Below are 25,609 nucleotides of genomic sequence, written 5' to 3'. Positions count from 1 at the left end.
GCTACTCCCCGACGGGCTCCAGCACGAACACCGGGATCTCGCGCTCGGTGCGCTCCTGGTACTGCGCGTACGGCGGGAAGGCCGCCACGGCCCGCTCCCACCACTGCGCCCGCTCGCCGCCGGTGACGAGCCGCGCCCGGGCGGTGACCAGCTGAGCGCCGTCCTGCACCCGCACCTCCGGGTGCGCGGCAAGGTTGTGGTACCACTGCGGGTGCGTCGGCGCCCCGCCCTGCGAGGCCACCGCGAGGTAGACGCCGCCGTGCTCGACGCGCATGAGGGGGACCTTGCGGAGCTTGCCCGACCTCGCGCCGCGCATCGTCACCACGACGATCGGCAGGCCCCTCACGGTGTTGGCGCGGCGCCCCCGCGAGGCCTCGTACTCCTCGACCTGACGGCGCACGTACTCGCTCGGGCTCGCCTCGTACTCCACATCCAGGTGCTGCATCCCCGCTCCTGCCTCTCGTCACGACCATGGCGTCGGCGACACCCTACGGGGGGGCGTCCTCGCGCCCCCGGCCGCGCCGCGCGTCGCGGCGGGTCCGCAGGAGGACGTCGCCCCGCCCCGGGCGCGCGAAAAGTCGTCGACAAGGGCCGCCGCAGACGGCACTCTTGGGCGGTGACGATTACCGGCCGACGCCGTCCCGTTGCCTGCGCCGTCGCCCTGCTCGCCAGCATCGGCGGGCTGGCCGCGTGCAGCACCACCCCCGACCCGGCCGACGACGCAGCCGACCTCGCCCGCGCGCTCGAGACGGGCGAGACCGGGTACGCCAAGGGTCTGGGCACCCCGGAGAGCCTCGCCGCCATGCTCGGCGAGATCGCCGACCTGCCCCGGGCGGTCGAGGTGGCGGCGGTCGGCGAGCCGCGGGAGGTCACCGACAGCGAGCTGAAGGTCGTCGACGTCGACCTGAACTGGGCGTGGGACCTCGACGCCGACGGCGAGCCCGACTGGAGCTACGCGACCACGGCGCGCCTCGCCCAGGACGGTGACGGCTCCTGGGCGGCCGACGTCCACCCGGACATGCTCGTGCCGGGTCTGGAGCCGCAGGGATCGGTCGTCCTCGAGCGGATCACCGGCCAGCGGGGCGACGTGCTCGCCGGTGACGGTTCGGCGATCGTCACGGATCGGCCGGTGCTCCGGGTCGGCCTGGACAAGACCCGCCTCGAGGGGGCGCCGGAGGCGGAGCTGCGCGCGAGCGCGGAGGCCGTGGCGACCCTCGCCGGGTACGACGACACGGCGACGTTCGCCGACCGGGCCGTGGCCGCCGGTCCGCGGGCGTTCGTCGAGGTGATCGTCGTGCGAGAGGACAGCACAGACGTCGACCTGGACGCTCTCGCCTCGGTGCCCGGCGGGGTGGCGGTGCCCGGTGAGCTGCCGCTCGCCCCGACCGCCACGTTCGCCCGGGCCCTGCTCGGCCGCGTCGGGGAGGCGACCCAGGAGGTCGTCGAGGCGTCCGAGGGCCGGGTCGTCGCGGGGGACACGGTCGGCCTGTCCGGCCTGCAGGAGCAGTACGACGCCACCCTGGCCGGCGAGCCCGGGCTCCGGGTGAGCACCCAGGGAGGGTCCGAGCTGACCACCCGGTACGAACGCCCCGCCACCGACGGCGCCGACCTGCACCTCACGCTCGACACGGCCGTGCAGACCTCGGCCGAGGTGGCGCTTGCCGGCACGACGTCGCCCGCCGGCCTGGTGGCTCTGCGCCCGTCCACCGGCGAGATCCTCGCGGCGGCGTCCGGGCCCGGCAGCGAGGGGCAGAGCACCGCGATGCTCGCGACGGTGGCGCCGGGCTCGACGTACAAGATCGTCACCGCCCTCGCCCTGCTCCGCGCCGGCGTCGGCCCGGACGACGTGGTCTCCTGCACGCCGGACGCCGCCGTGGAGGGCTACACGGTCGGCAACTACCCGGGCTACCCCGCCGCCTACCTCGGCGACATCACCATGGCCGACGCGGTCGCGCAGTCCTGCAACAGCGCCCTGATCACGCCCGCGACTCCCTGACGCCGGAGGGGATGGCCGACGCCGCGGCCGCGCTGGGTCTCGGCCGTGACCTGGCCGGTCCCTGGCCGGGGTTCCTCGGCTCCGTCCCCGCGGATGCGGCGGGCACGGCGTTCGCCGCCTCCCTCATCGGCCAGGGCGACGTCCTCGCCTCGCCGCTGGCGATGGCCACCGTCGCGGCGTCGGTGGACGCGGGGTCCGCCGTCGTCCCGACGCTCGTGCTGGGGCCGGAGGGCGCCGCCGACGATCCCGCCGCCGTGCCCGCTCCCGCGGCGCCGCTGACCGCCGAGGAGGCGGACGTGCTCCGCGGCTACATGCGCGGCGTGGTCACGGGCGGCACCGCCACCCTGCTGGGCGATGTGCCCGGCGGGCCCGTGCACGCCAAGAGCGGGTCCGCCGAGGCGGGCGAGGGCGAGGACGCGCGCGTCGACTCGTGGATGATGGCGTACCGGGGCGACCTCGCGGTCGCCGTGATGGTGCAGGGCGGCGGGCACGGCTCGGGCGTGGCCGGGGGCATCGTGAAGGACTTCCTCACCGCCGTCCCCTGACCTTCTCGCGCGAGGCGTCACTTCCTCCCCCAGACGTCAACTCCTCCGCGAGACGTCAAGTCCTCCACCAGACGTCAAGTCCTCCACCAGACGTCAAGTCCTCCACCAGACGTCAGGCGCTCGCGGGACGTCCACGGTCGACGCCGCCCCTTCGACGCCCGCCCGTCAGGAGAGGTGCGCCCGGTCCCGGAGGAGCGTGACGCCGTCGCCCTCGAGCTCGTCGCAGTACACCGCTCGGCCGGTCATCGCCATGACGAGCGGCAGTGTGGCACCGCGGACGAGCGGCCCGGCGCCGGCGGCGAAGGGACCGTCCGTGGCGACCAGTCGCAGGCCCTGGATGCGACCCTTCGCGAGCACGACCAGGTCGGAACGGCTGTAGTAGTCGGCCACCTGGGTGACTGTCTCGACGGGGTGCGCCCGCCGGATGCCGAGCGGCCGCCTGATGTCCTCCGAGTGGACGACCGTCTCACCCAGCCAGGCCACCGTGGGACCTGGAGGCGCGGTCCGGCTGTCACGGACCCGGCGGAACCGGGCAAGGGTGTCGGCGGGGGTGGTGCCGAGGTGCTCGGCCAGACGCATGGCGACCTGCTTGTCGAAGTCGAACCGGCACCGCACCACACCCGCCATCCAGGTGAACGGGTTGAGCGACGCGCCGGCCGTCATGTGCGCCAGCACCTCCCGCACGGACAGGCCGGCGCAGAGCGACGGCGTCGCCCACCGGTGCTCCGCCATTCGCGCGAGGTCGTCCGCCAGCGCGGCACGCTCCGCGTGCACGCGCCGCCACGTCTGTCCCCGGCCCACGGGAACAACCTAGCGGCACCGTTCGCGGGCCCCGGCTAACCTGGAGATGTCGAGAGGAGACGACGATGTCCTTCACCGACGAGGAGATCGCCTTTCTGAGGTCGCAGTCCACCGCCAGGTTCGCCACCGTGGGTCCCGGTGAGCAGCCCGACGTCGTGCCGGTCGCCCTGGACTTCGACGGCACCTACTTCTGGGTCGGCGGCGTCGACGGCCAGGTGCTGGAGACCCGGAAGTTCCGCAACGTCGAGGCCGGCTTCCACAAGGTCGCGCTCGTCGTCGACGAGATGGTGTCGCTCGAGCCCTTCGTGGTGCGGGGCATCCGCGTGTACGGCCGCGCCGAGGGGCCCCTCGAGCACGTGGGCGTGGTGGGACGTGGCTACTTCCTGCGCGTCACGCCGACCGTGTCGTGGACCTGGAACCTGGCGGGTGAGCCGGTCGGCGCGAGCTGGTACGAGACGACACGGTCCGAGCACGCACCGCCGTCGGTCCAGGCCTCTCAGCCCGCGGCGCCGTAGCGGCGGGCGAGGCGTCGGTGACGGTGCCGGAACAGCAGCCGCACCACCGGGGCCATGAGCGGGCGCAGCGGTTCCCACCGCGGCGCGAAGGAGATGCGGTCGGTCAGGCGGCAGCCGCCGCCGGCCGGCTCCACCGTGCGCTCGTGCTGCCACACCGTCGAGGTCAGCATGCTCGAGCGCTCGAGGAAGCGGCGCCCGGGCTCGAGCTCGTCGATGACGAGGTCGTCGTACTCCACCGGGATCAGACCGCCGAGCAGCAGCCAGGAGCGGAAGAGCGGACGCCCGACCCGGATGCGCGCCGGGTCCAGGGCCGCCACGCCGGCCGGTGCGGTCATCCGCAGCCAGGGGTACAGCTCCCCGTTGATGCCGGTGAACCGGGTGGCGTGCCGCCACACGAGGTACGGGTGGGCGGGGAGCGTCGAGACGAAGGTCTGGGTCGTCAGCTGCTCGTCGGCCACGGGGGCAACATATCGAGTCGCGAGCGCTCGAGCTGGTGGTCGGCGGACGGCACGGGACCGCGTCCTTCACCGACGTGGCCAGAGGCGGGCTGGCCCAGCCGGCGGCGACGCGACCAGGCGGTCGTGCGCCCGGGCGCTCACGATCGCCAGCCCGAGCGCGGCGAACGCGGCCACCGTGATGGCGGCGACGAGGGAGGCGTCGTCCACCCCGGCCAGGGCCTGCAGGAGCACCGTGCCCGGCATGAGGGCGAGGTAACCGACGACGGCGGTCGCGAGCGCGCCGCGCCAGTGCCTCGCCAGCCTGGCGGTCAGGCGCCCCGGCGCCCGTCCGCGCCCCACGCCGAGCGTGGCCAGACCGAGGACCGTGCCGAGCAGCGGCGGGCCGAAACCACCGCCGACGAGGAACAGCAGCGCGGAGAGGCCGACGAGAACCAGGCCTCCGCGGGGACGCCGCACGTACAGGGCCGACCACAGGACGACGGCGGTCCCGACCGCCACGCTCGCCCAGCCGGCGACCTGCATCGTGGGCAGGAGAGACAGGGCGGGCTCGCCGTCGAGCGGCTGGAAGGCGGCGACGCCGGGCCAGGACTCGAGGACGACCGTCTCGACGGGCACGTCGCCCTGCAGTATCTCGCCGATTCCGTGCTCGATCCCCACCAGTCCGGCCAGCACGCCGAGCACCGAGACGACGACGCCCGTCGCGCCAGCCTCGCGCGTGGCACCGGCGAGGCCGAGCCACGGCCGCGAGCGGGCGGCCCCGGTCCCGTGCGGCACGGCTCCCGGGACCTGATGTTCGGTCCGCTGCATGGCGCATCGCTCCTTCGGGGCCTCCGAGGGTTCTCCCCCACGGTCGCTCCAGTCGTGGCGCCCTGCCACGGACATACGTCCTGCCGTGCCGGGCTCGGGCGCCGCGGCGGGGCGATGAAACCCGGCGGGCGAGACACGGAGCCCGGGGAGGCAGGGAGGGAGGAACCGGGAACCCCTGTCCGGGTGACCGTGGGGAGCCGCGGTCATCCTCCGGGAGGATGGCGCGCAGTCACCGGCACGACGTACCGTCGTAGCAACGCATCGAGGGAGAGTGTGCCCATGTCCCGCTGGTACCGGTGGCTCCCCGCGGCGGCCGTCCCCGCCGTCGTGGCGGCCGCAGCGCTCACGTCCCAGGCCGGCGCGGCCGACCTGCCCGAGAAGTCCCCCGAGGACGTCCTCGCCATGGTCGCCGACCACTCCGTGGAGGCGTTCTCCGGCTCCTTCGCGCAGACCTCCGACCTCGGCCTTCCGGCGCTGCCCGGCGGCGCCGGCGGTCAGGGCGGCGAGGACCTCGCGCAGGCGGTGGAGCTCGCCACCGGTGACCACACCGGCCGCGTCTACGTCGGCGGCGGGCGCACCGCCCGGCTGCAGGTGATGGACTCCTTCTCCGAGCGCGACCTCGTGGTCAACGGCCAGGACGCCTGGGTGTACGACTCGCGCGACAACTCCGCCCTCCACCTCACCCTCCCGGCCGACGGCGCCGCCGCGCCCGCCCCGACCGCGACGCCGGAGGAGCTGGCCCAGAGGTTCGTCGACGCGGTCGGCCCCACGACCGACCTCTCGGTCGCCCAGGACGTCACCGTCGCGGGCCGCGACGCGTACGAGCTCGTCCTCACGCCGCGGACCGACCAGACGCTCGTCGGCTCGGTCGCGATCGCCGTCGACGGCGAGACCGGCTTCCCGCTGCGGGTCACCGTCGACGCCCGCGGGCAGGCCGACCCGGCCCTCGAGGTCGCCTACACCTCCTTCACCCTCGGCGAGCCCGACGCCGCGCGCTTCGAGTTCACCCCGCCGGCCGGGGCGAGCGTCGAGGAGAAGGCGCTCCCCGACCAGCCGGCCGCGGGCCTCCGGTGGATGCCGGGTGTGGGTGGTTCGGCAACGCCGCGCGGTCCGGAGCCCACGGTCGACGGCGAGGGCTGGGACGCCGTCGTCGTCCTTCCGGCCGGCACGGCCGACGTCGCCGCCGACCCGCTGCTCGCCCAGATGACCCAGGCGGTCGAGGGAGGCCGGCTGCTCTCCACCGACCTCTTCAACGCGCTCGTCACCAACGACGGTCGCGTCCTGGTCGGTTCCGTCCCCGTCGAGCGGCTGCAGGCCGTCGCCGGTTCGTGACCGGACCGACGGCGGGTCCCGCCGGACCGACGGCGGACCCCGCCGGACCGACAGCCGCCCCCTCGGGGTCGCCGGCCGGCCCGGCCCGCCCGCGGCGCGACGGTGAGCTCGCCGTCGAGACGCACGGCCTGACCAAGCGGTTCGGCCGTCAGCGGGCCGTCGACGGCGTCGACCTCGCCGTCCCCCGCGGTTCCGTCTTCGGCTTCCTGGGCCCCAACGGGTCGGGAAAGACGACCACCATCCGCGTCATGCTGGGCCTGGCGTCGGCGAGCGCCGGGGAGGTTCGCCTGCTCGGCCGGGAGATGCCGCGCCACGGCCGGGAGGTGCTCCCGAGGGTCGGTGCGCTGGTGGAGGGGCCGGGGTTCTACCCGTACCTGTCCGGCGAGGCGAACCTGCGCCGCCTGGACACCGCCAACAGGTACGCCCCCGCGGCCACGCGGGACGCTCGCGTGGCCGCGGCGCTCGACCGGGTGGGGCTGAGCCACGCCGCGCACAAGAAGGTGCGCGCGTACTCCCTCGGCATGAAGCAGCGCCTCGGCATCGCCAACGCGCTGCTCAGCCCGCGCGAGCTGCTGGTGCTGGACGAGCCCACCAACGGCCTCGACCCGCAGGGCACGCGCGAGGTCCGCACCCTCGTGCGGTCGCTCGCGGAGGGCGGCACCACGGTGTTCGTCTCCAGCCACCTGCTCGCCGAGGTCGAGCAGATGTGCACGCACGCGGCCGTGATGAGCGTGGGCCGGCTCGTCGCGCACGGCAGCCTCGACGAGCTGCGCCGGGCGGGTCAGCCGCGCGTGCGGGTGCTGACGCCCGACCCGGCCGCCGCCCGTGGCGTCCTCACCCGGCTCGGGCTCGTGCCCGACGGCGGAGCGAGGCCGCCGGCGGTGCGCCGGTGCGGTCGGTCGCCGTCGGGCTGCCCGGCTGGACCACGTCCACGGTCCCGCGGTGGGTGCCGAACCTGCCCTTCCTGGACGGCGTCCCGCTCGCGGAGTCCGTGGGCGAGCGACTCGGCGCGTCGTGCACGCTGCTCAACGACGCCCAGGCGACGCTCCTGGCGGAGCGGAGCGAGGGGGTGCTGCGCGGCCGGAGGTCGGCGGTCCTGGTGGCGCTGGGCACCGGCATCGGCGGCGCCGTGCTGCTCGAGGGGCGCATCGTCCGCGGGCACCACGGCTGCGCGGGGTCGTTCGGATGGCTACCCGTCAGCGCCGAGGCGCCTGACCCGCACCACGGCGGCTGGGAGCAGGCCGCCTCGGGCGCGGCCCTGGAGAGCGCGGGGCAGCCGTGGGGCGGTGCGGCGGGCTCGTCGCCGCCGCCCGGCGGGGCGACGACGCCGCGAACGCGGTGATCGAACGGTTCGGCACCCTGCTCGGCCGGGGCACGGCGGCGCTCGCCAGCGTCTTCGACCCGGAGGTCGTCGTCGTCGCCGGAGGGCTCAGCGACGCGCTCGACCTCCTGCGCGGCCCCGCCCTGCGGGCCCACGCCGCGTACGCCTCGCCCGCGGGGCGGCAGGTGCCGGTGGTGCGCGCCGCACTCGGTCCCGGTGCGGGAGTGGTGGGCGCGCTGCGGGCTGCGGCCGAGCCGGAGGTCCTGCAGTGACCGCCGCGCAGAGGTCGTCGGAGCCAGCGGACGGGTCGGCCGACCCGGTGCCGGGACGACCTGCCGACGTCGCCGCGCGGACGCTTCCCGCGCGAGGGTCCTCGGGCCTCGACCCTGACTCGGCGGTACCGCTGTACGCGCAGCTGGAGGCCGTGCTCCTGCGGCGGGTCGAGGCCGGGGAGTGGCCCGCCGGCGCCCAGATCCCCACGGAGTCCCAGCTGTGCGAGGCGTACGGCGTCAGCCGGGTGACCGTGCGTCAGGCGCTCGGCCGGCTGGCGCGTCGCGGGCTGCTGAGCCGTGGGAGGGGCCGTGGCACCTTCGTCCGGGACGCCCGTCTCACCGCCGGTGCGCGCTCCGTCTCGTCGTTCTCGGCCGAGCTGAGCGAGCGCGGTATGCGCCCTGGCTCGCGGCTGCTCGACGTCGGCGACGTACCGGCCACGCCCGAGGTGGCCGCCGCCCTCGACCGGGAGCCCGGCACGGCCCTGCACCAGATCCGCCGGGTGCGGCTGGGGGACGGGCTGCCGATCGCCGTGCAGACCAGCCTTCTCGTCGCGGAGCGATTCCCGGGCCTCGAGGCGCACCTGGCCGACGATGTGTCGCTGTACCAGGTGCTCCGTACGCGGTACGGGACCGCCCCGGTCGAGGCGACCGAGGTGTTCCGCGTGACCGGGATACCGAAGGACGTCGCTCCGCTGCTCGGGGTCGGCCGCGGCGCGCACGGGTTTCACGCCACGCGCGTGACCTACGACGGCCGGGAGGCCTTCGAGCACACCACCAGCTACCTGCGGGGGGACCGGTACGAGATCCGGCTCTCCCTGCGGAACACCCGGTAGCGCAACCCGAGAGGAACCGCCATGACGAACCGCTCCCTGTACACCGCGCGCCTGATCGAGCTCCTCCAGACGCTGGCCACCACCCAGGACGACGTCCTCGACACGGTCGCCCGCCGTTGCGCGGACACCCTTGAGGCGCAGGGCCTCATCCACCTCTTCGGCAGCGGCCACTCGGTGATCCCGACCCTGGAGGCGTTCCCTCGCTACGGCAGCTTCGTGGGCCTGTACCCGCTCAACGACCCGCGCCTGATGTGGCACAACGTGCTCGGCCCGGGCGGCGTGCGGGAGCTGCTCTGGCTCGAGCGCACCGAGGGCTACATCGACAAGTTCCTCGCCCACGAACCGCTCGCCGCGGGCGACGTGCTCGTCGTGTACTCGCACAGCGGCCTGAACGCTGCCGGCATCGACGCGGCCCTGTACGCGAGGGAGCGGGGCCTGTACGTGGTGGCCGTGACGTCGGGGGCGAGCCTGGCCCGGCCGACCGCCCACTCGAGCGGAAACCGGCTCGCGGACGTCGCCGACGCCGTGATCGACACCGCGGTGCCGGTCGAGGACGCGATCGTCTCCGTGCCGGGCTGGGACCGGCCGGTCGGCGGCTCGTCCACGGTGGTGGCCGCCGTCGTCAGTCACGAGATCATCGTGCGCACGGCGACCGTCCTCGCCGGGCGAGGGATCACGGTCCCCACCTTCGTCTCGCCCACCGTGCCCGGCGCGACACTCTCCTCGAACGACGAGGTGTTCGCCGACCACGAGCGGTACGTCCACGCGGCCCGCGGCCGGTCGCTCGTGCCGTCCCCGTCCAGCTCGCGGCAGGAGTGACGCCCGATCCCGGCGACGGCCCCGACGTCCGTCCGGGCGCGCTCACCCGAACGCCGCGCACAGGCGCTCGCGCGCCCCGGCCGGATCCTCGACCCGGTCCCAGCGGCCGGAGACGACCGTCACCGTCGCGTCCCCGTCGGGGGTCGTCGACGCGCAGCTCCCCCGTGGTCGACCCAGATGAGCTCGCCGTCGAGGGTGTGCTGGTAGGACTCGGAGCCGACGACGCGCCTCGTGCGCACCGTGGTGCCGTCCGGCGCGAGGTCGTCGATGACGTAGGCGTCGGCGCCGCCTCCTGTGCGGAGGTCGGATCCGGGGAGGGTGTAGTGCTCCTCGTACTTCTCGTGCGTGATCTGCTGCGTCAGGCGGCCGTCGGGCCCGTAGGTGCGGTGCGTCACGAGCGACCGGCCCACGCGGTGGCGTTCGAGCCGGACGGTGCCGCACCGCGGGCCGGGCGCCTGCTCGAACCGGGCTGCGTCACCGAGCCCGAGGCAGACGACGGTACGGGGACCGTCCTCGGTCAGGCACCTCCACACGTGGTTCTCGGGCAGGGGCGGCACCAGCCGTCCGCGCTCGACGGTCGGGTCGTCGCGCACCTCGGCGAAGCCGTCGCGCGTCACGACGAGAAGCCCCGGGTGCGTGGAGGGGACGAAGTCGCCGGCCTCGGAGAGGAACTTCGTGAGCTCGTCCTGCGAGGGGGTCGAGGTTTCCGCCGTCGACCCGGTCGACGTCGTGGCGGGCCGGTCCGGTGGGGGAGGTGGCGCGACGTCCCGGCCCGGCGGGCCGGTGCACGCGGCGAGAACCACGAGCACCACGCCAGCGGTGCGGGCCGCCCGGCCCACGGCGCGGGAGTACATGGCGCCTCCTCGTCGAGACGCCTCCAGGCTACGGCGGTGGGGCCGCAGGTGAGTCGCGGTCCACGTCCGACCACCTCCCCCGGGATCCTCCCCCGGAATCCCCACGGCGCTGCCGGTCGTATCTTCTTGCGACCGCCGGACCGAGGGCCGATGGTGACGAGAACGACCGGCCGTGAGGAGTGCGCCGATGGACCCGATCCTGCAGGTCGTCGCGCCTGACGGAGTGCCCGGCAGGTATGCGCCGGGACTGGCCGGCCCCCTGCTGCGGCCGAGGTGGGGATCGTGACCGGGCCGGGTGGTGGCGCCTCATGACGCTCACGCGCACCGCCGTCCCGCTCAGGCCGTGGCCCTGGCCGGCGCTCGCGGCCGGGCTCGCCGGGAGCCTCGCCGTCCCCCTCGCCCTCGTCACCTCCTCGGCGGCGGAGGGGACGGTGCCGGGGTGGGCCGCCGTCGTCCGCGCCGTCGGGGCAGGTGGCCGACGCACTGCCCGGCGTCGCCGTCTACGCCGTCGGCGCGGCGGCGGCCTCGAGGGCGGCGCGGACCACCTGGACACCGGCGTCCACGACGTGGTCGCGCGGTGACCAGTGCCCGACACCGAGCCCCAGGGCCTCGCCCGGCAGGTCGGCCTCGCGCAGCATCCGCACCGACTCGGCCACGGCCACCCCGGTGTGCTCGCGTTCGCACGCGCCGGCCAGCCGGCGCATGGCGCCCTCGTGGTCGTCCGCGAGGGAGAGCCGCGCGAGCTCGACCAGGGCGTACCAGGCGCGCGGGTTGCCGGCGATCTCCTCGGCGAGGGCCCACACTGCCAGGTCCGCCGCGCGGTCGCGGTCGGCGGGCTGCTGGTCCGCCGTCAGCGGGTCCGCCGGGGCGGCTCCCGCCGCGCGCCTGCGCACCAGCTCCGCCAGGCCCTTGAACGCCTCGATGTCGTTCGGGTCCTCGATGAGCTTCGCCCGCAGCGCGTCCTCCCGCGGGGCGTCGGCGGAACGGGCGACGGCGGAGGGCCGGCGGGCGCCGACCCTGTTGGCCGGCGTCTTCCGCTTGAGCATTGCGCGCAGGCGTGAGATCAGCGACATGTCTCCGACCCTATCCGGTGGGCCCCCCGGCCGCCGTCCGATCGCCGCGGCGAGCCCCTTTGTAGGCATCCGACAAGATCGGCCCGCCGCTGCCCTATGCTCCCCCCCATGACCACCAGCGAGCGTGCATGACGACGAGCGAGCGGGCCGAGCGCAACGTCGGCAGTTCCGACGTCGTCCGCCGGCTCCGCGGCGGGACCGACATGCTCACCTCCGCGGCGCTCAAGCGCCTGGACGCCGAGCTCGACTGGTACCGGGCCCTCGCCGCGGAGGACCGCTCCTGGATCGGCCTGGTCGCGCAGGCCGGCATCGCCGCTTTCATCACCTGGTACGAGGAGCCGCGGGCGGGCACGTACAACGCCCAGGAGATCTTCCGGGCCGCCCCGCCGGAGCTGACCCGCTCCATCTCCCTGCAGCACACCCTCCAGCTCGTCCGCATCGTCGTGGAGGTGGTCGAGGACAACGCCGTCCAGCTCGCCGAGCCGGGTCAGCAGCGCGACCTGCGCGAGGCCGTGCTGGTCTACTCCAGGGAGGTGGCGTTCTCCGCCGCCGAGGTGTACGCCCGCGCCGCCGAGACCCGGGGCGCCTGGGACGCGCGGCTGGAGGCGCTGGTCGTGGACTCCCTCGTGCGCGGCGGCGACGAGTCGCTGCGCTCGCGGATCTCCGCGCTCGGCTGGTCCGGCCGCGGCAGCACGCTCGTCATGGTCGGGCAGGCGCCCGCCGAGATGGACGAGCGACGCACCGCCGACCTCCGCCGGGCCTGCCGCCGCGCCGCCCAGGACGCGCTCGTGGGCATCCAGGGCGACCGCGTCGTCGTCGTCCTCGGGGGCGAGAAGGACCTGCGCGGCGCGGCGGAGTCGCTCCTGCCGCGCTTCGGTCCCGGGCCCGTGGTGCTCGGCCCGGAGGTCCGCGAGGTCGGGGAGGCGGGCCGCTCGGCACGGCGGGGGGCACGGCGCCCGACGACCCGGGAGAGGCGGAGGCGCCGCCGCACTTCGCGCCCGGCCGACCCAACCAGGACGACCCGGAAGGCGGTGCGCGATGATCCCCGCGGCGTTCGACTACGTGGCGCCCACGAGCCTCGAGGAGGCGCTCGCGGCGCTGGCCGAGCACGGCGACGACGCGAAGCTGATCGCCGGCGGGCAGTCGCTGCTGCCGGTGCTGCGGATGCGGCTGAACACCCCGGAGGTGCTCGTCGACCTCGGCCGGGTGCCCGGGCTCGCCGGCATTACCGACGCCGGCGACCACCTCCGGATCGGGGCGATGACCACCTACCAGCAGCTCCTCGACGACCCCGCCGTCGCCGAGCACGCCGGGGTGCTGGTCAAGGCGGTCGCGGAGATCGCCGACCCGCAGATCCGTCACCGCGGGACGATCGGCGGAGCGCTCGCCCACGCCGACCCGGCCGGCGACGTCGGCGCCCCGGTCCTCGCGCTCGACGCGACGATGGTGATCGCCGGGCCGGGCGGGGCCGAGCGCCGCGTGCCGGCGACCGAGTTCTTCGTCGACCTCTTCGAGACGGCGGTCGGCGAGGGCGAGGTGCTCGTGGCGATCGAGATCCCCCGGCACACCGGCTGGGGCAGCGCGTACGAGAAGTTCGTGCGCGTCGCCCACCAGTGGTCCATCGTCGGGGTCGCCGTGACCGCGCGCGCCGAGAGCGGCACCCTTGTGGAGGCGCGGGTCGCGCTGACCAACATGGGGTCGACGCCGGTGCGCGCCCACGAGGTCGAGCGCGCCCTGGTGGGGGTCGCCGCGACCGCCGAGAACCTCCGCGAGATCTGCGCGCGCGTGGGGGAGGGGACGCAACCGCCGACGGACCTCAACGGCGACGCGGACTACCGCCGGCACCTCGCCGGCGTCCTGACCCGGCGGGCCGTCCTGTCGGCCGTGGGGGACTGAGCCGATGGAGCTGACGCACTCGTTCACCGTCCCCGCGGACCCGGAGCGGGCCTGGCAGCTGCTCACCGACCTGCACCGGGTGGGCAGCTGCTTCCCCGGCGCGACGGTCACCGAGGCGGACGCCGAGGAGTTCTCCGGGACGGTCAAGGTCAAGCTGGGACCCGTCGCGCTGACCTACGCGGGGACGGGGAAGTTCGTCGAGCGCGACGACGCCGCCCACCGCGCGGTCATCGAGGCGCGCGGCAAGGACAGGCGCGGCAACGGCACCGCCTCGGCGACGGTGACGATGTCGCTGACGGCCGAGGGGGACGCGACCCGGGCGGAGGTCGTCACCGACCTGTCGGTCACCGGCAAGCCCGCCCAGTTCGGCCGCGGTGTGATGCAGGACGTCTCCGACAAGCTGCTCGGGCAGTTCGTCGCCTGCATCGAGGGCCAGTTCTCGGAGGCCGGCGACGGTGCGACGGGGCACTCCGGCGCGGCGGAAGCTGCGGCGGGGGTGCCCGCCCCTGCTGCCGTGCCTGCTGCCGCGGCGGAGGTTCCCGCCCCCGCGAGGACCCGGCGCCGGCACGGCAGGCGCCCGCGGTGGGGCGGCGGCCCTCGCGGCGGTTCATGGCGGGCAAGGCGCTGCGCGAGTTCTTCAAGGACGACTCCTGGGACCGCGCGGCCGGCATGACGTTCTTCGGGGCGCTGTCGGTGCCGCCGCTGGCCGTCGCGCTCTCCTCGCTGTTCGCCCTGGCCGGTCAGAACGAGGCCGCGATGACCGCGGTGCTCGACGTGCTCCGCCTGCTCGCACCCGACCAGGAGTCGCTCGACGCCGTCACCGGCCCGGTGCTGGCGCTCACGGACCACCCCGCGGCGGGGTTCTCGCTCGTGGTCGGGCTCGTGACCTCGTTGTGGCTGGCGGCCGGGTACGTCGGCGCGTTCGGCCGGGCGATGAACCAGATCTACGGCGTGCACGAGGGGCGCCCGCTGTGGCGCCTGCAGGCGTGGCACCTGCTCACCACGGTGGTCATGGTGGCGTTCGGGGTGCTCGTGACGATCCTGCTGGTGGTCTCCGGGCCCGTGGCCCGGGCGGTGGGGACGGTGCTCGGGGTCGGCCGGACGGCGGTGCTGGTGTGGGAGGTGCTGCGCTGGCCGGTGCTGCTCCTCGCCGCGGTGCTCGTGGTGGCGCTGCTGTACTACGCCACCCCGAACGTGCGCCACCCGCGGTTCCGCTGGTTCTCGCCCGGCGCCCTCGTCGCGATCGGCGTGTCCGCGGTCGCCACCTTCGGGCTGCGGCTGTACGCCTACTCCGACCGGTTCGACCTGACGTACGGCGGCGTCCTGGCCGGCGTCGTCGTGTTCTGCCTGTGGATGTGGATCATCAACATGGCGCTGCTGCTCGGCGCGGAGATCGACACCGAGGCCACCCGGGCCCGCCAGCTCGTCGCCGGCGTGCGGGCCGCCGAGACCGCCGTCCAGGTGCCGGTCCGCGACACCCGCGCCACCGAGCGGGCCAGGCGGCGGCAGGCCGCGGACGCCGCACGGGCCCGCAGCCTGCGCCACTCCCACGGCTGGCGCGACGACGACGAGTGACGCCGGCGACGGCCGCCCCTAGGCCACGTGGTCTGCCTCGAGGGCCTGCGGGATCTCGAACCCGCCGTCGCCGTTGATCCGGCGCGGCGCGCGGCCGGGCGGCTGCGTGGGCGGCGGAAGCAGCGGCTCCGGGGTGCGCAGCGGGCGGACCAGGGGGACGTCGCCGACGACCTCGACGTCCTCGTCGTACAGCCGCAGGGGCATGCGGCAGCCGGGCGGCCCGTCGACCGCGCAGCGCACCCGGCCCTCGCCGGTGCGCACCTCCAGCCGCATCCCGTGCCAGCGCACCCGGAAGGTGAACGCCTGGACGGTCGAGGGCAGCGCCGGTGCCAGACGCAGCACCTCGCCGTCCTCCCTCAGTCCCCCGAACCCGGCGACGACGCCGATCCACGCCCCGGCGAGCGAGGCCAGGTGCACACCGTGCTCGGTGGTCTGCTGCAGGTCGTGCAGGTCCACCAGGGCCGCCTCGTGGAGGTAGTCGCGGGCGAGGTCCAGGTGACCGGCCTCGGCGCACATCACCGCCTGGGTGCAGGCCGAGAGGGAGGAGTCACGCACCGTGCGCCGCTCGTAGTAGTCGAGGTTGCGAGCCTTCTGCTCGGCGGTGAAGGACTCCGGGTGCCAGTGCATGGCGAGGACGAGGTCCGCCTGCTTGACCACCTGCTTGCGGTACAGCTGGACGTACGGCGCGTGCAGCAGGAGCGGGTAGCGGTCCCCGTTCGGCTCGAACTCCCACTCGGCGAAGCGGGTGAAGTGGGAGCACTGCTCGTGGACGCCCAGCTCGTCGTCGAAGGGGATGTGGACGTTCGTGGCGGCCTTCTCCCACGCGGCGAGCTCCGCCGTCGTCACGCCCAGCTCGCGGGCGAGGTCGGGGTTGCGCCGGCAGGCCTCGACGGCGCTGGTGAGGTTCCGGGCCGCCTGCAGGTTCGTGAAGACGTTGTCGTCGACGACGCCCGTGTACTCGTCGGGGCCCGTGACGCCGTCGATGTGCCATCCGCCCCGGCTGTCGTGGTGGCCGCGGGAGCCCCAGAGCCGGGCGGTCTCGACGAGGACGGCGAGGCCGCCCTCGCGTTCGAGCGTCGTGTCCCCGGTGACCTGGCGGTAGACCTCGAAGGCGCGGACGATGTCGGCGTTGATGTGGAACGCGGCCGTGCCGGCGGGCCAGTAGGCCGAGGTCTCCGCGCCGTCGATGGTGCGCCAGGGGAACGTGGCCCCGCCGAGCCCGAGGGTGCGGGCCCGGTCCCGGGCGGCCGGCAGCGTCCCGGCGCGCCAGCGCAGCGCGTACGCGGCGGCCTCCGGGGCGGTCAGCGTGAGCACGGGCAGCACGAACCCCTCGATGTCCCAGAACGTGTGGCCGTTGTAGCCGGTGCCGGTCAGACCCTTGGCCCCGATCGCCCGGCCCTCCGAGCGGGCGCCCGCCTGCAGCACGTGGAACAGGCCGAACCGCACCGCCTGCTGCAGGACCTCGTCGCCCTCGATCTCGACGTCCGCGGCCTGCCAGTACTCCGCCAGGTACTCGCGCTGGAGGCGCCGGAGCGTGGTCCAGCCGGCGTAGCGGGCGCTCGTGAGGGCGGCGGCCACCTGGTCGCGCAGCGCCGTGGAGCTGCGCGCGGCCGACCAGCCGTACCCCACGTACTTGACCAGGCGCAGCTTCTGTCCCGGACGCAGCACGGTGACGACGGACGTGCGCGCCCAGTCGGGCCGCACCTCGTTCTCCGTCTCGTACTGGGCGTCGCACTCGATGTCGTGGTCCATGCCGGCCGCGAGCTGCAGCCCGGACTGCGCGGTGCGGTGCACGAGCACCGCACCCCGCTGCTCGACGTCCTGGCTCACCGCCACGAGGGGCCGGTCCAGCGCCTTGGCCACCCGGGGGTCGTCGCCGTCCGCCGGCGCTGGCGCGGCCTCGTCTGCCACGAGCTCGGACTGGACGATGATGCGGGTCTCCTCCACCGCCTCGATCGTGTAGGCGATCGCGGCGACCGCCCGGTGGGCGAACGAGACCAGCCGTGAGGACTTGATCCGTACGGGCCGGCCGGCGGGCGAGGTCCAGTGCACCTCGCGCCGCAGGATGCCGGTGCGCATGTCGAGGCGCCGCTCGTGCCTGGTGAGCTTGCCGTAACGCACGTCGAACGGCTCGTCGTCGACGAGCAGGCGGATCAGCTTGCCGTTGGTGACGTTGACGATGGCCTGCCCGGCCTCCGGGTAGCCGTAGCCGCCCTCCGGGTAGGGCAGCGGGTGGTGCTCGAAGACGCCCGAGACGTACGTGCCGGGGGTGACGTTCGGCTCCCCCTCGTCGAAGTTGCCGCGCAACCCGATGTGGCCGTTGGACAGCGCGAACACGGACTCGGTCTGCCCCAGGTGCTCGAGGTCGAGCTCCCTCTCGCGCAGCACCCACGGGTCGCGTCCGAGATCGGCATGTCCCTTCACAGCAGCTCCTCCAGCTCCTTCACGACGACGTCGGCCCCCGCCGCCCGCAGCGCGTCGGCCTGCCCGAGCCTGTCGACGCCCACCACCCACCCGAAGCCGCCCGCCCGGCCCGCGGCGACTCCGGGGCCACGGTCCCGGCGTCCGCCGTCGTGCCCGGGGGCCGCGGCGGCCTGGTTGTCGCCCTCACCGGTGGCCGGCTCCTCGGCGGCGGGCAGGTCGGTCTGGACCGGCGGCGCGACGATGGTGGCGTGCGCGTCGTAGGGGTAGTCGGGGTAGAGCTCCTCGGTGCGGCCGACGTCGCCGAGGGTGCGCAGCGCCGACGCCCTGCCGAGCTCGGCGTCGTAGTTGCCACGCAGGTCCCAGGCCATGGCCTTGAGCCAGGCGAGGGAGTCGACGGGGCTCCACGGCTCGACGTCGCGCAGCTCGGTGGTGGTGCCGAGCACCGTGTACTCCAGCCCCAGCTCGGAGGCCTCCCGCGAGCGCAGGTAGGCGTTGACCCCCTCGGCGTACGCCTCGTACAGGGCGCGGGACTCGTCCGTGAGGAGGTCCCACTCCTGCTCGGCGACGTCGCGCCAGCCGAAGGTGCGGATGACGAGGTCGGCCGAGAGCGCAGCCTCGTTCTCGCCCACCAGCTCGGAGAGCCTGCCCGCGGTCACGTGGCGGCGGTAGTCCATCTCGAAGAAGCGGTCCTGGGCGTGGACGTAGCCCTGGGCGCGCACGAGGTCGGCGTCGGTGCGGGCGTAGATCTGCGGGACGCCTCGCTCGTCGCGGACGACCTCGACGGTGGCGTCGAGCCCGTCGAGCCGCTGGGTGCCCGCGTAGTCCGGCAGCGGGCGCCGCACGAGGCTCGCGCCGAGCACGAGGGCGGCGACGAGCAGGACCACGATGACCGCCGGGACGATCAGGAGCACCTTGCGCAGGGCAGAACCACCTTCCACGTGCCGAGCGTAACCGTGGTGGCCGACGTCACCGCGCGACCGCACCGGTGGAGCGAGTACGATTGGCACTCGGTGCGGCGGAGTGCCAGTATCCGCCCTCGTCCCGACGGAGGTCAGCAGTGCCCACGTATGCCTACCGGTGCACGGTCTGCGGCAACGAGTTCGAGGTCAAGCAGTCCTTCAGCGACGACGCCCTCACGGTCTGCACCGAGTGCGGGGGGTCGCTGCGCAAGCTGTTCAACTCGGTGGGGGTCGTCTTCAAGGGCTCCGGCTTCTACCGGACCGACTCCCGATCCTCCTCCAGCTCCTCGACGAGCGCCGCCCCGAAGGAGAGCTCGTCCAGCTCCTCGAGCAGCTCCTCCGGCTCCTCGGGCTCGTCGTCGGCGAGCTCCTCCTCCGCGCCCGCCAAGGCCGCCGCGGCCAGCTGATCCGCCGGCCGGGCCCGGCCCGGCCGCGCTGGGGGACGGACGTTCCGGGCAGCCTCCGGAGCCCCGCGGACGTCCGGCGGGCGCGTAGATCGGTCGGTGGTGCCGGCGGCCCCGAACGCGGAGATCGATCGGCGGTGCCGCACGGAGGCGTCAGGGGAGGGCTGGTGGAGGGAGGCGGGCGCGAGCGTCAGGAGGCGGACCCCGGGGAGGTCTCTGGGCGACGGAAGGTGGTGAAGCGGTACCGCAGTCCGGTGGTGGAGACGTGCCAGCCGCGGTCGGGATCGGCCGAGGCGACCTCCCATGCACGGTCGTCCACCACGGGGGCGCGGGTGTCGCCGTCGACCGCGAGGTCGATGTCCGTGACCACCAGGACGTCGGCGCGCCGGAGCGCCTCCGCGTAGACCTGGCCACCGCCGATGACCCAGACGTCGCCGTCCCCCGCCAGACCGAGGGCCGCGGCAAAATCCGGCGCAGGCTCGGCGCCCTCTGCGGCGAACTCGGGCCGGCGCGACAGGACGATGTTCCGCCGGCCCGGCAGGGGACGGTACCGCGGGTCCAGGGACTCCCACGTGGCCCGGCCCATGATGACGGTCGCGCCCGACGTCGTGGCGCGGAAGTGCCTGAGGTCCTCCGGAAGGTGCCACGGCATCGTGCCGGAGGAGCCGATGACGCGGTCGTGGGCCTGGGCCCAGATGAGGCCGAGCACTAGACGGCGACGGGGGCCTTGATGGCCGGGTGGTGCCGGTACCCGAGCATCTCGACGTCGTCGAAGTCGTACTCGAACAGGGACGCCGCCCTGCGCAGCTTGAGGGCCGGGAACGCGTAGGGCGTCCGCGAGAGCTGCTCGCGCACCTGCTGCACGTGGTTGTCGTAGATGTGGCAGTCACCGCCGGTCCACACGAAGTCACCCACCTCCAGGTCCGTCTGCTGGGCGACCATGTGCGTCAGCAGGGCGTAGGAGGCGATGTTGAACGGCACGCCGAGGAAGAGGTCGGCGCTGCGCTGGTAGAGCTGGCAGGACAGCCTGCCGTCCGCGACGTAGAACTGGAAGAACGCGTGGCAGGGCATGAGCGCCATCTTGTCCAGGTCCGCCACGTTCCAGGCCGAGACGATGATGCGCCGCGAGTCGGGGTTGGTGCGCAGGGTGTCGAGGACCTGCTGGAGCTGGTCGACGTGCCCACCGTCCGGCGTCGGCCAGGAGCGCCACTGGACCCCGTACACCGGACCGAGCTCGCCGTCCTCGGCGGCCCACTCGTTCCAGATCCGGATCCCGTTCTCCTGCAGCCAGCGGACGTTCGAGTCACCGCGCAGGAACCAGAGCAGCTCGCCGACCACCGAGTGCAGATGCACCCGCTTGGTGGTGACGAGCGGGAAGCCCCTGGTCAGGTCGAACCGCATCTGGTGGCCGAACACGCTTCGGGTTCCGGTGCCCGTGCGGTCGGCCTTGGGGGTGCCGTGATCCAGGACGTGGCGCAGCAGGTCTTCGTACGCGGTGCTGACCGTACCGGCGGTCGCGTCCGTGCCCGCCGGCGACGGCGTCACGTCGGGAGGCAGGTCCGGGTTCGCGAGGGAGGACTGGGCCATCCGTGCATCCTAGGCCGTTCACGGGACGGCCGGAGGTAGGTGACGCGGGCGGAGCGGCCGGGCTGGTCACGCCGGGCGCCGAGAGACGTGCGGCCGGGTGTGGTCACGCCCGCAACGGGAGACGTGCGGCCGGGGGTGGTCACGCCCGCACCATGCGACGTGCGGCCGGGCGTGGCGACGCCCGCGCCGTCGGGCGCGGGCGTCGTCGGTTCCGCGGCGTTGCCGGGGCCGGGCGTCGGAACCTCGTGTCAGGAGCTCGCCCCGGACGGTTCCTGCTCGATCGTGCGGTGTCCGCCCTGCTCGATCGTGCGGTGCGACTCCTCGCGTGCCACGGCGATCTTTCGCGGGCGTGCCTCCTCCGCGAGCGGCAGCGTCAGCGTGAGCACGCCGTCGGAGTAGGCGGCGTCGACCCCCTCGACGTCCACGTGCTGGCCCAGCGTGAGCTGGCGGGCGAACGTGCCCACCGGCCGCTCGCGCGAGAGCCACTGGACGTCCTCGTCGGCCATCGTCGCGCGCTCCGCGCGGATGGTGAGCGTGCGGTCCTCGACGTCGACGTCGATCGACTCGGGCCGCACTCCGGGCAGGTCGATCCGCGCGACGAACCGGTCACCCTGCCGGTACAGGTCCATCGGCACCGGGCTGGCCGCGGGGACCTGCCGCATGGCGGTGTCCAGCCACCTGTCGAGCTCACGGAAAGGATCGGTACGAAGAATCATCTCCATCACCTCCACTGGTGCCGGCCCCGTCGTCGCCGGGGCCGCGTGCGGTCGGGATCTGCCCGCTCGGCCGGCGGACCGGCAGGGCGGGAGGCTTCGTCCGGGCGGCGGGGGCCGCGTGCCGCGCGGACCGCGGTTCGTCGCGGTGCCACCGGGCCCCGCACGATGTGCGCGGCGGTGTCTCGGGTCCGCGTCAGGCGGACGCGCTGTCCCGCTGCTCGACGGCGGCCGGCTGCTCGCCCGAGGTGTGGCTCACCTGGATCTTGCGCGGCTTCGCCTCCTCCGCCACCGGGATGGTCAGCTGGAGCACGCCGTCCGAGTAGGACGCCTCGATGCGGTCGAGGGCCAGGCCGGTGCCCAGAGACAGCTGGCGGGCGAACGTACCGGTCGGGCGCTCGTGCGAGAGCCACTGGACGTCGTCGTCGACGGCCGTGCGTCGCTCGGCCCGCACCGTGAGCGTGCGGTCCTCGACGTCGATGTCGATCGACGACGGGTCCACGCCCGGCAGGTCCATCAGGGCCACGAACTTCTCTCCCCTGCGGAAGAGGTCGAGGGGCATTCCGGGCGAGGACGGGACCTGACGCATCGCGTTGGTGAGCCAGCGGTCCATGTCGCGGAACGGGTCGTAACGGGTAGCCATGGGTCCACCTCCAGGTGTTCGGTCCGGACGGTCCGGATCGTGCCGACCGAGCCCCGGCCGGTGCTTCAGTTTTAGCACTCCACCTTTGTGAGTGCTAACGCTGATCGCTCACGGCGAAAAGTTGAGTGGTACCGACTCAGGGTGGGGTGTCATCGCAGGTCAGGAAGCCGAGCGGCGGTGCCCTGTGGACGCTCGGGCGCATGCCCGACCGCCCGCGGGTCTCCGCGGGGTGTACCGCCCGGAGCCGCCCGGCGCCGTGGCTCGAGGGTTGGAAGGTGCGTGCCGAGAGGCCTTCGACGCCGGCGTGCCGGGCCGCGGTCGCGGGGATCGGATCGTGCCTATGGCTTTTGGGCTGATGCTGGCGCATCCTTGGCATGACGAAGGAGTCGCCATGAGGATTCTTGTCACGGCGGCCAGCCGCCACGGCGCGACCGCGGGCATCGCAGCGGCGCTCGCGGACCGGCTCGCCGCCATCGGTCACGACGTCGACGTGCGCCCTCCGGAGCAGGTCCAGCACCTCGTCGAGGTCGAGGCCGTCGTCCTGGGCAGCGCCGTCTACGCGGGTATGTGGCTCAAGGCTGCACGGGAGGCCGTGGACAGACTCGCGCCGGAGCTGCGCCAGAGACCCACCTGGCTCTTCTCCTCGGGACCTCTCGGCGACCCGCCCGTGGTCACGGAGGAGGCCGACGTGTCGGGCTACGTGGCGGCGACGGGCGCCGTGGAGCACCGCACGTTCCCAGGGGCGCTCGACCTGTGCCGCCTGATGTACAGCGAGCGGCTCATGGTCCGGTCCCTGCACGCGCCCGAGGGCGACTTCCGGGACCTGCGTGCCGTCGAGGCCTGGGCGGACCACATCCACTCCCAGCTGGAGAGCCGGCCGCGGCCCTCCTCGCGGCCCCGGCAGCGCGCGGGCGGGGTGGCGGCCGCCTGAGGGCCCGGGTGGCGGCATGCCGGCAAGGGGCCCTCCGCCGTCGGCCGTGGGCGGCATGCCGGCAAGGGGTCCTGCGCCGTCGGGCCGGGGGTCGGGTGCTCGGCGGGCCCTGCGCCAGGAGATCCAGGTACGGGTTCGCGCGAGCGTCGTCGGGCCCGTGGGAGTCTCCCGTCCGGTTCGCGCTCACGGTGCCAAGACTAGGGAACGTGCTGACGGCGGGACGCGTTGTACCAGCTGGCAGGGCCGCGACGGCGCCTGTGCCGGCACGCCGGTGAAGAGGAGGGAACGCACCAGATGAACCGCCGGTTCAACAACGGCCTGAAGACCACCCTGCTCTTCGGGGGGATGTGGCTGCTCCTGCTGGCGGTCGGCGGTCTGATCGCGAACGGCACGGGCAGCTCCTCATTCATCTGGATCTTCGCCGGGATCGGCCTCCTCTCCACGTTCTACGGCTACTGGAACTCCGACAAGCTGGCGATTCGCGCGATGGCGGCGCGCCCCGTGAGCGAGGCTGAGGCCCCGGCGCTGTACGCCATGGTGCGCGAGCTGGCCACGGCCGCACGCCAGCCCGTGCCGCGTCTGTACATCTCGCCGACGGCGCAGCCGAACGCGTTCGCAACCGGTCGGAACCCTCGCAACGCGGCGGTCTGCTGCACGGAGGGGATCCTCAGCCTGCTCGAGCCGCGCGAGCTGCGGGCGGTGCTCGGGCACGAGCTCATGCACGTGTACAACCGCGACATCCTCACCTCGTCGGTGGCCGCGGCCGTCGCGGGGCTCATCACCTCGGTGGCCCAGTTCATGCTGTTCTTCGGCGGAGGCGACCGGGAGCGGGTGAACCCTCTCGCCATGCTCGCGACGGCGCTCCTCGCCCCGCTGGCGGCCACCATGATCCAGCTGTCGATCTCCCGGACCCGTGAGTTCGACGCCGACGAGGACGGCGCCCAGCTCACGGGCGACCCGCTCGCGCTCGCCTCTGCCCTGCGCAAGATCGAGTCCGGCGCCGCCGCCCGGCCCCTTCAGCCGACCCAGCGCATGGAGAACGTCAGCCACATGATGATCGCCAACCCGTTCCGGGGCGGTGGTGGTGTGACGAAGCTCTTCTCGACGCACCCGCCGATGAACGAGCGCATCGCCCGGCTCGAGCGGATGGCGGGCTACTGAGAGGTCGGCCGGAGTAGATCGCCGGTGCTTCGAGCCGCTCGGACCGGGCGGTGGCTGGGCTGCACGTCAGCCCGCGTCCGCACGCGCTGCTGCTGCTCGACGGCCAACGAGGTTGGGTTGTGGTTCGGATCAGCGCCTTTGCGAACCAGAACCTCGATCTCGTCGCAGACCTGTGACCGCCCCGCACCCGCACCCGCACCCTGCACGTGCGCGCGGACCCGTGCGGGGACGCCGTCAGCGCCGAAGGTGGTGGGGCGGCGGTGGATCGGGTCGGTCGCGTGGCACCGCTGTGGATCAGGCCGGACGGATCTCACGGACCGAACCATGCTGCCGTCCGTGGACAGGAGAGCACTTCATGAGGCCGACCAGCGGCTGCGACGGAACGCGGTGCTGGGCGTGTTCACGCTCAGGATGGCGTCCGCCTCCGGCCTGACCCGCGGAGTCGTACGAGGTCGCATTCGCGCTGGCGAGTGGAACCACGTCGTCGGCACGGCGTACGCGGAAGCCGACGCCGCGCGTGGGGTCATCGACCCCGTGCGGCTCAGGGCGGTCGGTGCTGCGCTCACGTGGCCGGAAGCGGTTGTCTGTCTGCGCACCGCAGCAGTTCTGCACGGCATGCCGGTCGAGGCGGAACGCCGGCTCCACAAGATTCTGCACGACGCCGGCATCGGTGGCTGGCTGGCTGATCAGCCCATCGTCGTGAACGGTCGGCTGCTCGCACGTGCGGACGTGCTGTTCGACGTCGAACGGCTCATCGTCGAGGTGGACGGTCTCGGGGCCCACCAAGACTTCGACGCCGACCGCGAGCGGCTGAACGCCCTGACCTTGGCAGGCTTCACAGTGCTGCGGTTCACCTGGCGGCAGCTCGTCGACCGACCGTGGTACGTGCGCGGGCAGATCGAGGCAGCACTGCGGCGTGCCGGATCCTCGTCGATGCTCGAGTCCGCGCTGCGTGGTCCCCGGCACCGCCGGCCCAGGGGCGGCGGGGAACCGCTGCGCCCGGCGGTCCCCGGCACCACCGGCCCAGCGGCGGTGGGGCACGCTGGGCCCGGCGCTCGCAGCGGCCCCGGGCTCAGCGGGAGCGCGGCCGCCGGCTCAGCGGTAGTTCACGAACTGCAGCGCGGCGTCGATGTCCTCGGCGCCCTTGAGCAGCGCGATGACCTGCTGGAGCTCGTCGCGGCTCTTCGAGGTCACCCGCACCTCGTCACCGGTGATCTGGGTCTTGACGCCCTTCGGGCCCTGGTCGCGCACCAGCTTGGTGATCTTCTTCGCGTTCTCCTGGCTCAGCCCTTCCTTGAGGGAGCCGACCAGCTTGTACTCCTTGCCCGAGGCCTTCGGCTCGCCGTCGCCGAGGTCGAGAGCCTTCAGGGACACCCCGCGCCGGATGAGCTTCGTCTGGAGCACGTCGAGCACCGCTTTGACCCGCTCCTCGGAGTTCGCCGTCATCGTCACGGCGTCGCCCGAGAGGGTGACCGACGCGCCGACGTTCTTGAAGTCGTAACGCTGCGAGATCTCCTTGGCGGCCTGGTTGACGGCGTTGTCCACCTCCTGACGGTCCACCTTGCTGACGATGTCGAAGGACGAGTCGGCCATGTCTGGGCTCCTACGGTCGTGGGTTCGTGTCGGTCAGGATGCCGGAGACGGCCGGCCGACGGCGCTGTGACGTTCGTCGCCCGCCTCGGGTTATCGG

General features: G+C 74.0%; 31 protein-coding genes and 3 pseudogenes. 19 read left to right on the top strand and 15 right to left on the bottom strand.

What is annotated here, in order from left to right; genetic code table 11:
• Position 1: 1 nt before the first annotated feature.
• Entirely contained in the window at positions 2-445 is a 444-nt protein-coding gene (locus tag DA06_RS17985) for a nitroreductase family deazaflavin-dependent oxidoreductase (protein ID WP_043502681.1), read from the bottom strand.
• A gap of 171 nt (positions 446-616) precedes the next feature.
• On the opposite strand from DA06_RS17985, the gene DA06_RS17980 reads away from it, so the two are divergent.
• Together DA06_RS17980 and DA06_RS17975 are read left to right on the top strand one after the other, a co-directional pair.
• Positions 617-1,996, top strand: coding sequence for a penicillin-binding transpeptidase domain-containing protein (locus tag DA06_RS17980; RefSeq protein WP_052436932.1), 1,380 nt, complete (start codon positions 617-619; stop codon positions 1,994-1,996).
• Positions 1,997-2,007: 11 nt separating this feature from the next.
• Entirely contained in the window at positions 2,008-2,541 is a 534-nt protein-coding gene (locus tag DA06_RS17975; RefSeq protein ID WP_052436931.1) for a penicillin-binding transpeptidase domain-containing protein, read from the top strand.
• A 165-nt stretch (positions 2,542-2,706) separates the two neighbouring features.
• On the opposite strand, the gene DA06_RS17970 is transcribed toward DA06_RS17975, so the two are convergent.
• Positions 2,707-3,342, bottom strand: coding sequence for a maleylpyruvate isomerase family mycothiol-dependent enzyme (locus DA06_RS17970; protein WP_043502679.1), 636 nt, complete (start codon positions 3,340-3,342; stop codon positions 2,707-2,709).
• A gap of 65 nt (positions 3,343-3,407) precedes the next feature.
• On the opposite strand from DA06_RS17970, the gene DA06_RS17965 reads away from it, so the two are divergent.
• Entirely contained in the window at positions 3,408-3,857 is a 450-nt protein-coding gene (locus DA06_RS17965) for a PPOX class F420-dependent oxidoreductase (protein ID WP_043502677.1), read from the top strand.
• Here the strand turns inward: DA06_RS17965 and DA06_RS17960 are convergent.
• Both DA06_RS17960 and DA06_RS17955 read right to left on the bottom strand, forming a co-directional pair.
• Positions 3,839-4,315 carry a hypothetical protein gene (locus tag DA06_RS17960; protein WP_052436930.1) on the bottom strand — a complete coding sequence of 159 codons (477 nt, stop codon included), beginning with the start codon at positions 4,313-4,315 and terminating at the stop codon, positions 3,839-3,841. The genes DA06_RS17965 and DA06_RS17960 overlap by 19 nt on opposite strands.
• Before the next feature lie 66 nt (positions 4,316-4,381).
• Positions 4,382-5,122: a hypothetical protein gene (locus DA06_RS17955; protein ID WP_052436929.1), complete on the bottom strand. Its 741-nt coding sequence runs from the start codon at positions 5,120-5,122 to the stop codon at positions 4,382-4,384.
• Positions 5,123-5,401: 279 nt separating this feature from the next.
• Between DA06_RS17955 and DA06_RS17950 the strand changes: the two genes are divergently transcribed.
• From DA06_RS17950 to DA06_RS17925, 6 genes and pseudogenes are all read left to right on the top strand, one after another.
• A complete protein-coding gene (locus DA06_RS17950; RefSeq protein ID WP_043502674.1) occupies positions 5,402-6,454 on the top strand; it encodes a LolA family protein in 1,053 nt (350 codons plus the stop codon).
• A 128-nt stretch (positions 6,455-6,582) separates the two neighbouring features.
• A pseudogene (locus tag DA06_RS17945) lies at positions 6,583-7,317 on the top strand (ABC transporter ATP-binding protein); the annotation flags it as partial.
• Between the two features lie 26 nt (positions 7,318-7,343).
• Positions 7,344-7,796 (top strand): ROK family protein, encoded by a 453-nt coding sequence (locus tag DA06_RS17940; protein WP_418605622.1) that lies wholly within the window; start codon positions 7,344-7,346, stop codon positions 7,794-7,796.
• Positions 7,793-8,047 (top strand): ROK family protein, encoded by a 255-nt coding sequence (locus DA06_RS17935; protein WP_418605621.1) that lies wholly within the window; start codon positions 7,793-7,795, stop codon positions 8,045-8,047. The genes DA06_RS17940 and DA06_RS17935 overlap by 4 nt, the downstream gene beginning before the upstream one ends.
• On the top strand, positions 8,044-8,880 hold the full coding sequence (locus DA06_RS17930) for a GntR family transcriptional regulator (RefSeq protein WP_052436927.1): 837 nt from the start codon (positions 8,044-8,046) through the stop codon (positions 8,878-8,880). Before DA06_RS17935 ends, DA06_RS17930 begins: the two co-directional genes overlap by 4 nt.
• Positions 8,881-8,901: 21 nt before the next feature.
• The gene (locus DA06_RS17925) at positions 8,902-9,699 is read left to right on the top strand and encodes a sugar isomerase domain-containing protein (RefSeq protein ID WP_043502666.1); all 798 of its coding nucleotides are present in this window, start codon (positions 8,902-8,904) and stop codon (positions 9,697-9,699) included.
• 119 nt (positions 9,700-9,818) lie between these two features.
• Here DA06_RS17925 and DA06_RS17920 read toward each other — a convergent pair whose 3' ends face one another.
• Entirely contained in the window at positions 9,819-10,553 is a 735-nt protein-coding gene (locus tag DA06_RS17920) for a hypothetical protein (RefSeq protein ID WP_043502664.1), read from the bottom strand.
• A gap of 308 nt (positions 10,554-10,861) precedes the next feature.
• Between DA06_RS17920 and DA06_RS17915 the strand changes: the two genes are divergently transcribed.
• Entirely contained in the window at positions 10,862-11,134 is a 273-nt protein-coding gene (locus tag DA06_RS17915) for a hypothetical protein (protein ID WP_418605619.1), read from the top strand.
• Here the strand turns inward: DA06_RS17915 and DA06_RS17910 are convergent.
• The 3 genes from DA06_RS17910 to DA06_RS17900 all read right to left on the bottom strand — a co-directional run bounded on the left by DA06_RS17910 (position 11,054) and on the right by DA06_RS17900 (position 12,368).
• A complete protein-coding gene (locus DA06_RS17910) occupies positions 11,054-11,626 on the bottom strand; it encodes a hypothetical protein (protein ID WP_418605617.1) in 573 nt (190 codons plus the stop codon). The genes DA06_RS17915 and DA06_RS17910 overlap by 81 nt on opposite strands.
• 94 nt (positions 11,627-11,720) lie before the next feature.
• Complete coding sequence (locus DA06_RS17905; RefSeq protein WP_418605616.1) at positions 11,721-12,089, bottom strand: hypothetical protein; 369 nt, start codon at positions 12,087-12,089, stop codon at positions 11,721-11,723.
• A gap of 57 nt (positions 12,090-12,146) precedes the next feature.
• Positions 12,147-12,368: a hypothetical protein gene (locus tag DA06_RS17900; RefSeq protein WP_418605614.1), complete on the bottom strand. Its 222-nt coding sequence runs from the start codon at positions 12,366-12,368 to the stop codon at positions 12,147-12,149.
• Between DA06_RS17900 and DA06_RS17895 the strand changes: the two are divergent.
• From DA06_RS17895 to DA06_RS17880, 4 genes and pseudogenes are all read left to right on the top strand, one after another.
• Positions 12,274-12,507: pseudogene (locus DA06_RS17895) on the top strand (PucR family transcriptional regulator); the annotation flags it as partial. The gene DA06_RS17900 and the pseudogene DA06_RS17895 sit on opposite strands and share 95 nt — an antisense overlap.
• 157 nt (positions 12,508-12,664) lie before the next feature.
• Positions 12,665-13,522 (top strand): FAD binding domain-containing protein, encoded by an 858-nt coding sequence (locus DA06_RS17890; RefSeq protein ID WP_043502653.1) that lies wholly within the window; start codon positions 12,665-12,667, stop codon positions 13,520-13,522.
• A 4-nt stretch (positions 13,523-13,526) separates the two neighbouring features.
• Complete coding sequence (locus DA06_RS17885; protein ID WP_418605612.1) at positions 13,527-14,195, top strand: SRPBCC family protein; 669 nt, start codon at positions 13,527-13,529, stop codon at positions 14,193-14,195.
• Positions 14,132-15,097, top strand: coding sequence for a YihY/virulence factor BrkB family protein (locus DA06_RS17880; RefSeq protein WP_418605611.1), 966 nt, complete (start codon positions 14,132-14,134; stop codon positions 15,095-15,097). The genes DA06_RS17885 and DA06_RS17880 overlap by 64 nt, the downstream gene beginning before the upstream one ends.
• Before the next feature lie 18 nt (positions 15,098-15,115).
• Here the strand turns inward: DA06_RS17880 and DA06_RS17875 are convergent, their stop codons facing one another.
• The gene (locus tag DA06_RS17875; protein WP_052436925.1) at positions 15,116-17,521 is read right to left on the bottom strand and encodes a glycoside hydrolase family 65 protein; all 2,406 of its coding nucleotides are present in this window, start codon (positions 17,519-17,521) and stop codon (positions 15,116-15,118) included.
• On the bottom strand, positions 17,518-18,459 hold the full coding sequence (locus tag DA06_RS17870; protein WP_418605609.1) for a penicillin acylase family protein: 942 nt from the start codon (positions 18,457-18,459) through the stop codon (positions 17,518-17,520). Before DA06_RS17870 ends, DA06_RS17875 begins: the two co-directional genes overlap by 4 nt.
• A 119-nt stretch (positions 18,460-18,578) precedes the next feature.
• On the opposite strand from DA06_RS17870, the gene DA06_RS17865 reads away from it, so the two are divergent.
• Entirely contained in the window at positions 18,579-18,887 is a 309-nt protein-coding gene (locus DA06_RS17865) for an FmdB family zinc ribbon protein (protein ID WP_043502642.1), read from the top strand.
• A gap of 187 nt (positions 18,888-19,074) precedes the next feature.
• On the opposite strand, the gene DA06_RS17860 is transcribed toward DA06_RS17865, so the two are convergent.
• The 4 genes from DA06_RS17860 to DA06_RS17845 form a co-directional block, all read right to left on the bottom strand.
• A complete protein-coding gene (locus DA06_RS17860) occupies positions 19,075-19,593 on the bottom strand; it encodes a dihydrofolate reductase (protein ID WP_043502633.1) in 519 nt (172 codons plus the stop codon).
• Entirely contained in the window at positions 19,593-20,363 is a 771-nt protein-coding gene (locus DA06_RS17855) for a thymidylate synthase (RefSeq protein WP_418608078.1), read from the bottom strand. Before DA06_RS17855 ends, DA06_RS17860 begins: the two co-directional genes overlap by 1 nt.
• A 356-nt stretch (positions 20,364-20,719) precedes the next feature.
• Positions 20,720-21,187 (bottom strand): Hsp20/alpha crystallin family protein, encoded by a 468-nt coding sequence (locus DA06_RS17850; RefSeq protein ID WP_043502637.1) that lies wholly within the window; start codon positions 21,185-21,187, stop codon positions 20,720-20,722.
• A 193-nt stretch (positions 21,188-21,380) separates the two neighbouring features.
• Positions 21,381-21,827, bottom strand: a complete 447-nt coding sequence (locus DA06_RS17845; protein WP_043502630.1) for an Hsp20/alpha crystallin family protein — start codon at positions 21,825-21,827, stop codon at positions 21,381-21,383.
• Between the two features lie 391 nt (positions 21,828-22,218).
• On the opposite strand from DA06_RS17845, the gene DA06_RS17840 reads away from it, so the two are divergent.
• From DA06_RS17840 to DA06_RS17825, 4 genes and pseudogenes are all read left to right on the top strand, one after another.
• Entirely contained in the window at positions 22,219-22,758 is a 540-nt protein-coding gene (locus DA06_RS17840) for a flavodoxin domain-containing protein (RefSeq protein ID WP_052436923.1), read from the top strand.
• A 294-nt stretch (positions 22,759-23,052) separates the two neighbouring features.
• The gene (gene htpX, locus DA06_RS17835) at positions 23,053-23,919 is read left to right on the top strand and encodes a zinc metalloprotease HtpX (protein ID WP_043502621.1); all 867 of its coding nucleotides are present in this window, start codon (positions 23,053-23,055) and stop codon (positions 23,917-23,919) included.
• Positions 23,920-23,969: 50 nt separating this feature from the next.
• Positions 23,970-24,095 carry a hypothetical protein gene (locus tag DA06_RS17830; RefSeq protein WP_418605606.1) on the top strand — a complete coding sequence of 42 codons (126 nt, stop codon included), beginning with the start codon at positions 23,970-23,972 and terminating at the stop codon, positions 24,093-24,095.
• 148 nt (positions 24,096-24,243) lie between these two features.
• Positions 24,244-24,768: pseudogene (locus DA06_RS17825) on the top strand (DUF559 domain-containing protein); the annotation flags it as partial.
• Positions 24,769-25,014: 246 nt separating this feature from the next.
• Here DA06_RS17825 and DA06_RS17820 read toward each other — a convergent pair.
• Positions 25,015-25,512, bottom strand: coding sequence for a YajQ family cyclic di-GMP-binding protein (locus tag DA06_RS17820; RefSeq protein ID WP_043502614.1), 498 nt, complete (start codon positions 25,510-25,512; stop codon positions 25,015-25,017).
• Positions 25,513-25,609: the final 97 nt, after the last annotated feature.

This window comes from Georgenia sp. SUBG003, from assembly GCF_000715355.2.
Lineage (GTDB): Bacteria > Actinomycetota > Actinomycetes > Actinomycetales > Actinomycetaceae > Georgenia.
The sequence above is the reverse complement of the archived record's forward strand: the minus strand, read 5'-3'. Positions and strand labels throughout refer to the sequence as shown.

What these genes read in the sequence shown, in the direction of transcription:
- DA06_RS17890 (WP_043502653.1), top strand. Translation starts at nt 12,665, where the DNA reads ATGATCCCCGCGGCGTTCGACTACGTGGCGCCCACGAGCCTCGAGGAG.
- DA06_RS17885 (WP_418605612.1), top strand. Translation starts at nt 13,527, where the DNA reads ATGGAGCTGACGCACTCGTTCACCGTCCCCGCGGACCCGGAGCGGGCC.
- htpX (WP_043502621.1), top strand. Translation starts at nt 23,053, where the DNA reads ATGAACCGCCGGTTCAACAACGGCCTGAAGACCACCCTGCTCTTCGGG.
- DA06_RS17915 (WP_418605619.1), top strand. Translation starts at nt 10,862, where the DNA reads ATGACGCTCACGCGCACCGCCGTCCCGCTCAGGCCGTGGCCCTGGCCG.
- DA06_RS17820 (WP_043502614.1), bottom strand. Translation starts at nt 25,512, where the DNA reads ATGGCCGACTCGTCCTTCGACATCGTCAGCAAGGTGGACCGTCAGGAG.
- DA06_RS17850 (WP_043502637.1), bottom strand. Translation starts at nt 21,187, where the DNA reads ATGATTCTTCGTACCGATCCTTTCCGTGAGCTCGACAGGTGGCTGGAC.
- DA06_RS17955 (WP_052436929.1), bottom strand. Translation starts at nt 5,122, where the DNA reads ATGCAGCGGACCGAACATCAGGTCCCGGGAGCCGTGCCGCACGGGACC.
- DA06_RS17920 (WP_043502664.1), bottom strand. Translation starts at nt 10,553, where the DNA reads ATGTACTCCCGCGCCGTGGGCCGGGCGGCCCGCACCGCTGGCGTGGTG.
- DA06_RS17985 (WP_043502681.1), bottom strand. Translation starts at nt 445, where the DNA reads ATGCAGCACCTGGATGTGGAGTACGAGGCGAGCCCGAGCGAGTACGTG.
- DA06_RS17880 (WP_418605611.1), top strand. Translation starts at nt 14,132, where the DNA reads ATGGCGGGCAAGGCGCTGCGCGAGTTCTTCAAGGACGACTCCTGGGAC.
- DA06_RS17840 (WP_052436923.1), top strand. Translation starts at nt 22,219, where the DNA reads ATGAGGATTCTTGTCACGGCGGCCAGCCGCCACGGCGCGACCGCGGGC.
- DA06_RS17845 (WP_043502630.1), bottom strand. Translation starts at nt 21,827, where the DNA reads ATGGCTACCCGTTACGACCCGTTCCGCGACATGGACCGCTGGCTCACC.
- DA06_RS17925 (WP_043502666.1), top strand. Translation starts at nt 8,902, where the DNA reads ATGACGAACCGCTCCCTGTACACCGCGCGCCTGATCGAGCTCCTCCAG.
- DA06_RS17910 (WP_418605617.1), bottom strand. Translation starts at nt 11,626, where the DNA reads ATGTCGCTGATCTCACGCCTGCGCGCAATGCTCAAGCGGAAGACGCCG.
- DA06_RS17950 (WP_043502674.1), top strand. Translation starts at nt 5,402, where the DNA reads ATGTCCCGCTGGTACCGGTGGCTCCCCGCGGCGGCCGTCCCCGCCGTC.
- DA06_RS17975 (WP_052436931.1), top strand. Translation starts at nt 2,008, where the DNA reads ATGGCCGACGCCGCGGCCGCGCTGGGTCTCGGCCGTGACCTGGCCGGT.
- DA06_RS17965 (WP_043502677.1), top strand. Translation starts at nt 3,408, where the DNA reads ATGTCCTTCACCGACGAGGAGATCGCCTTTCTGAGGTCGCAGTCCACC.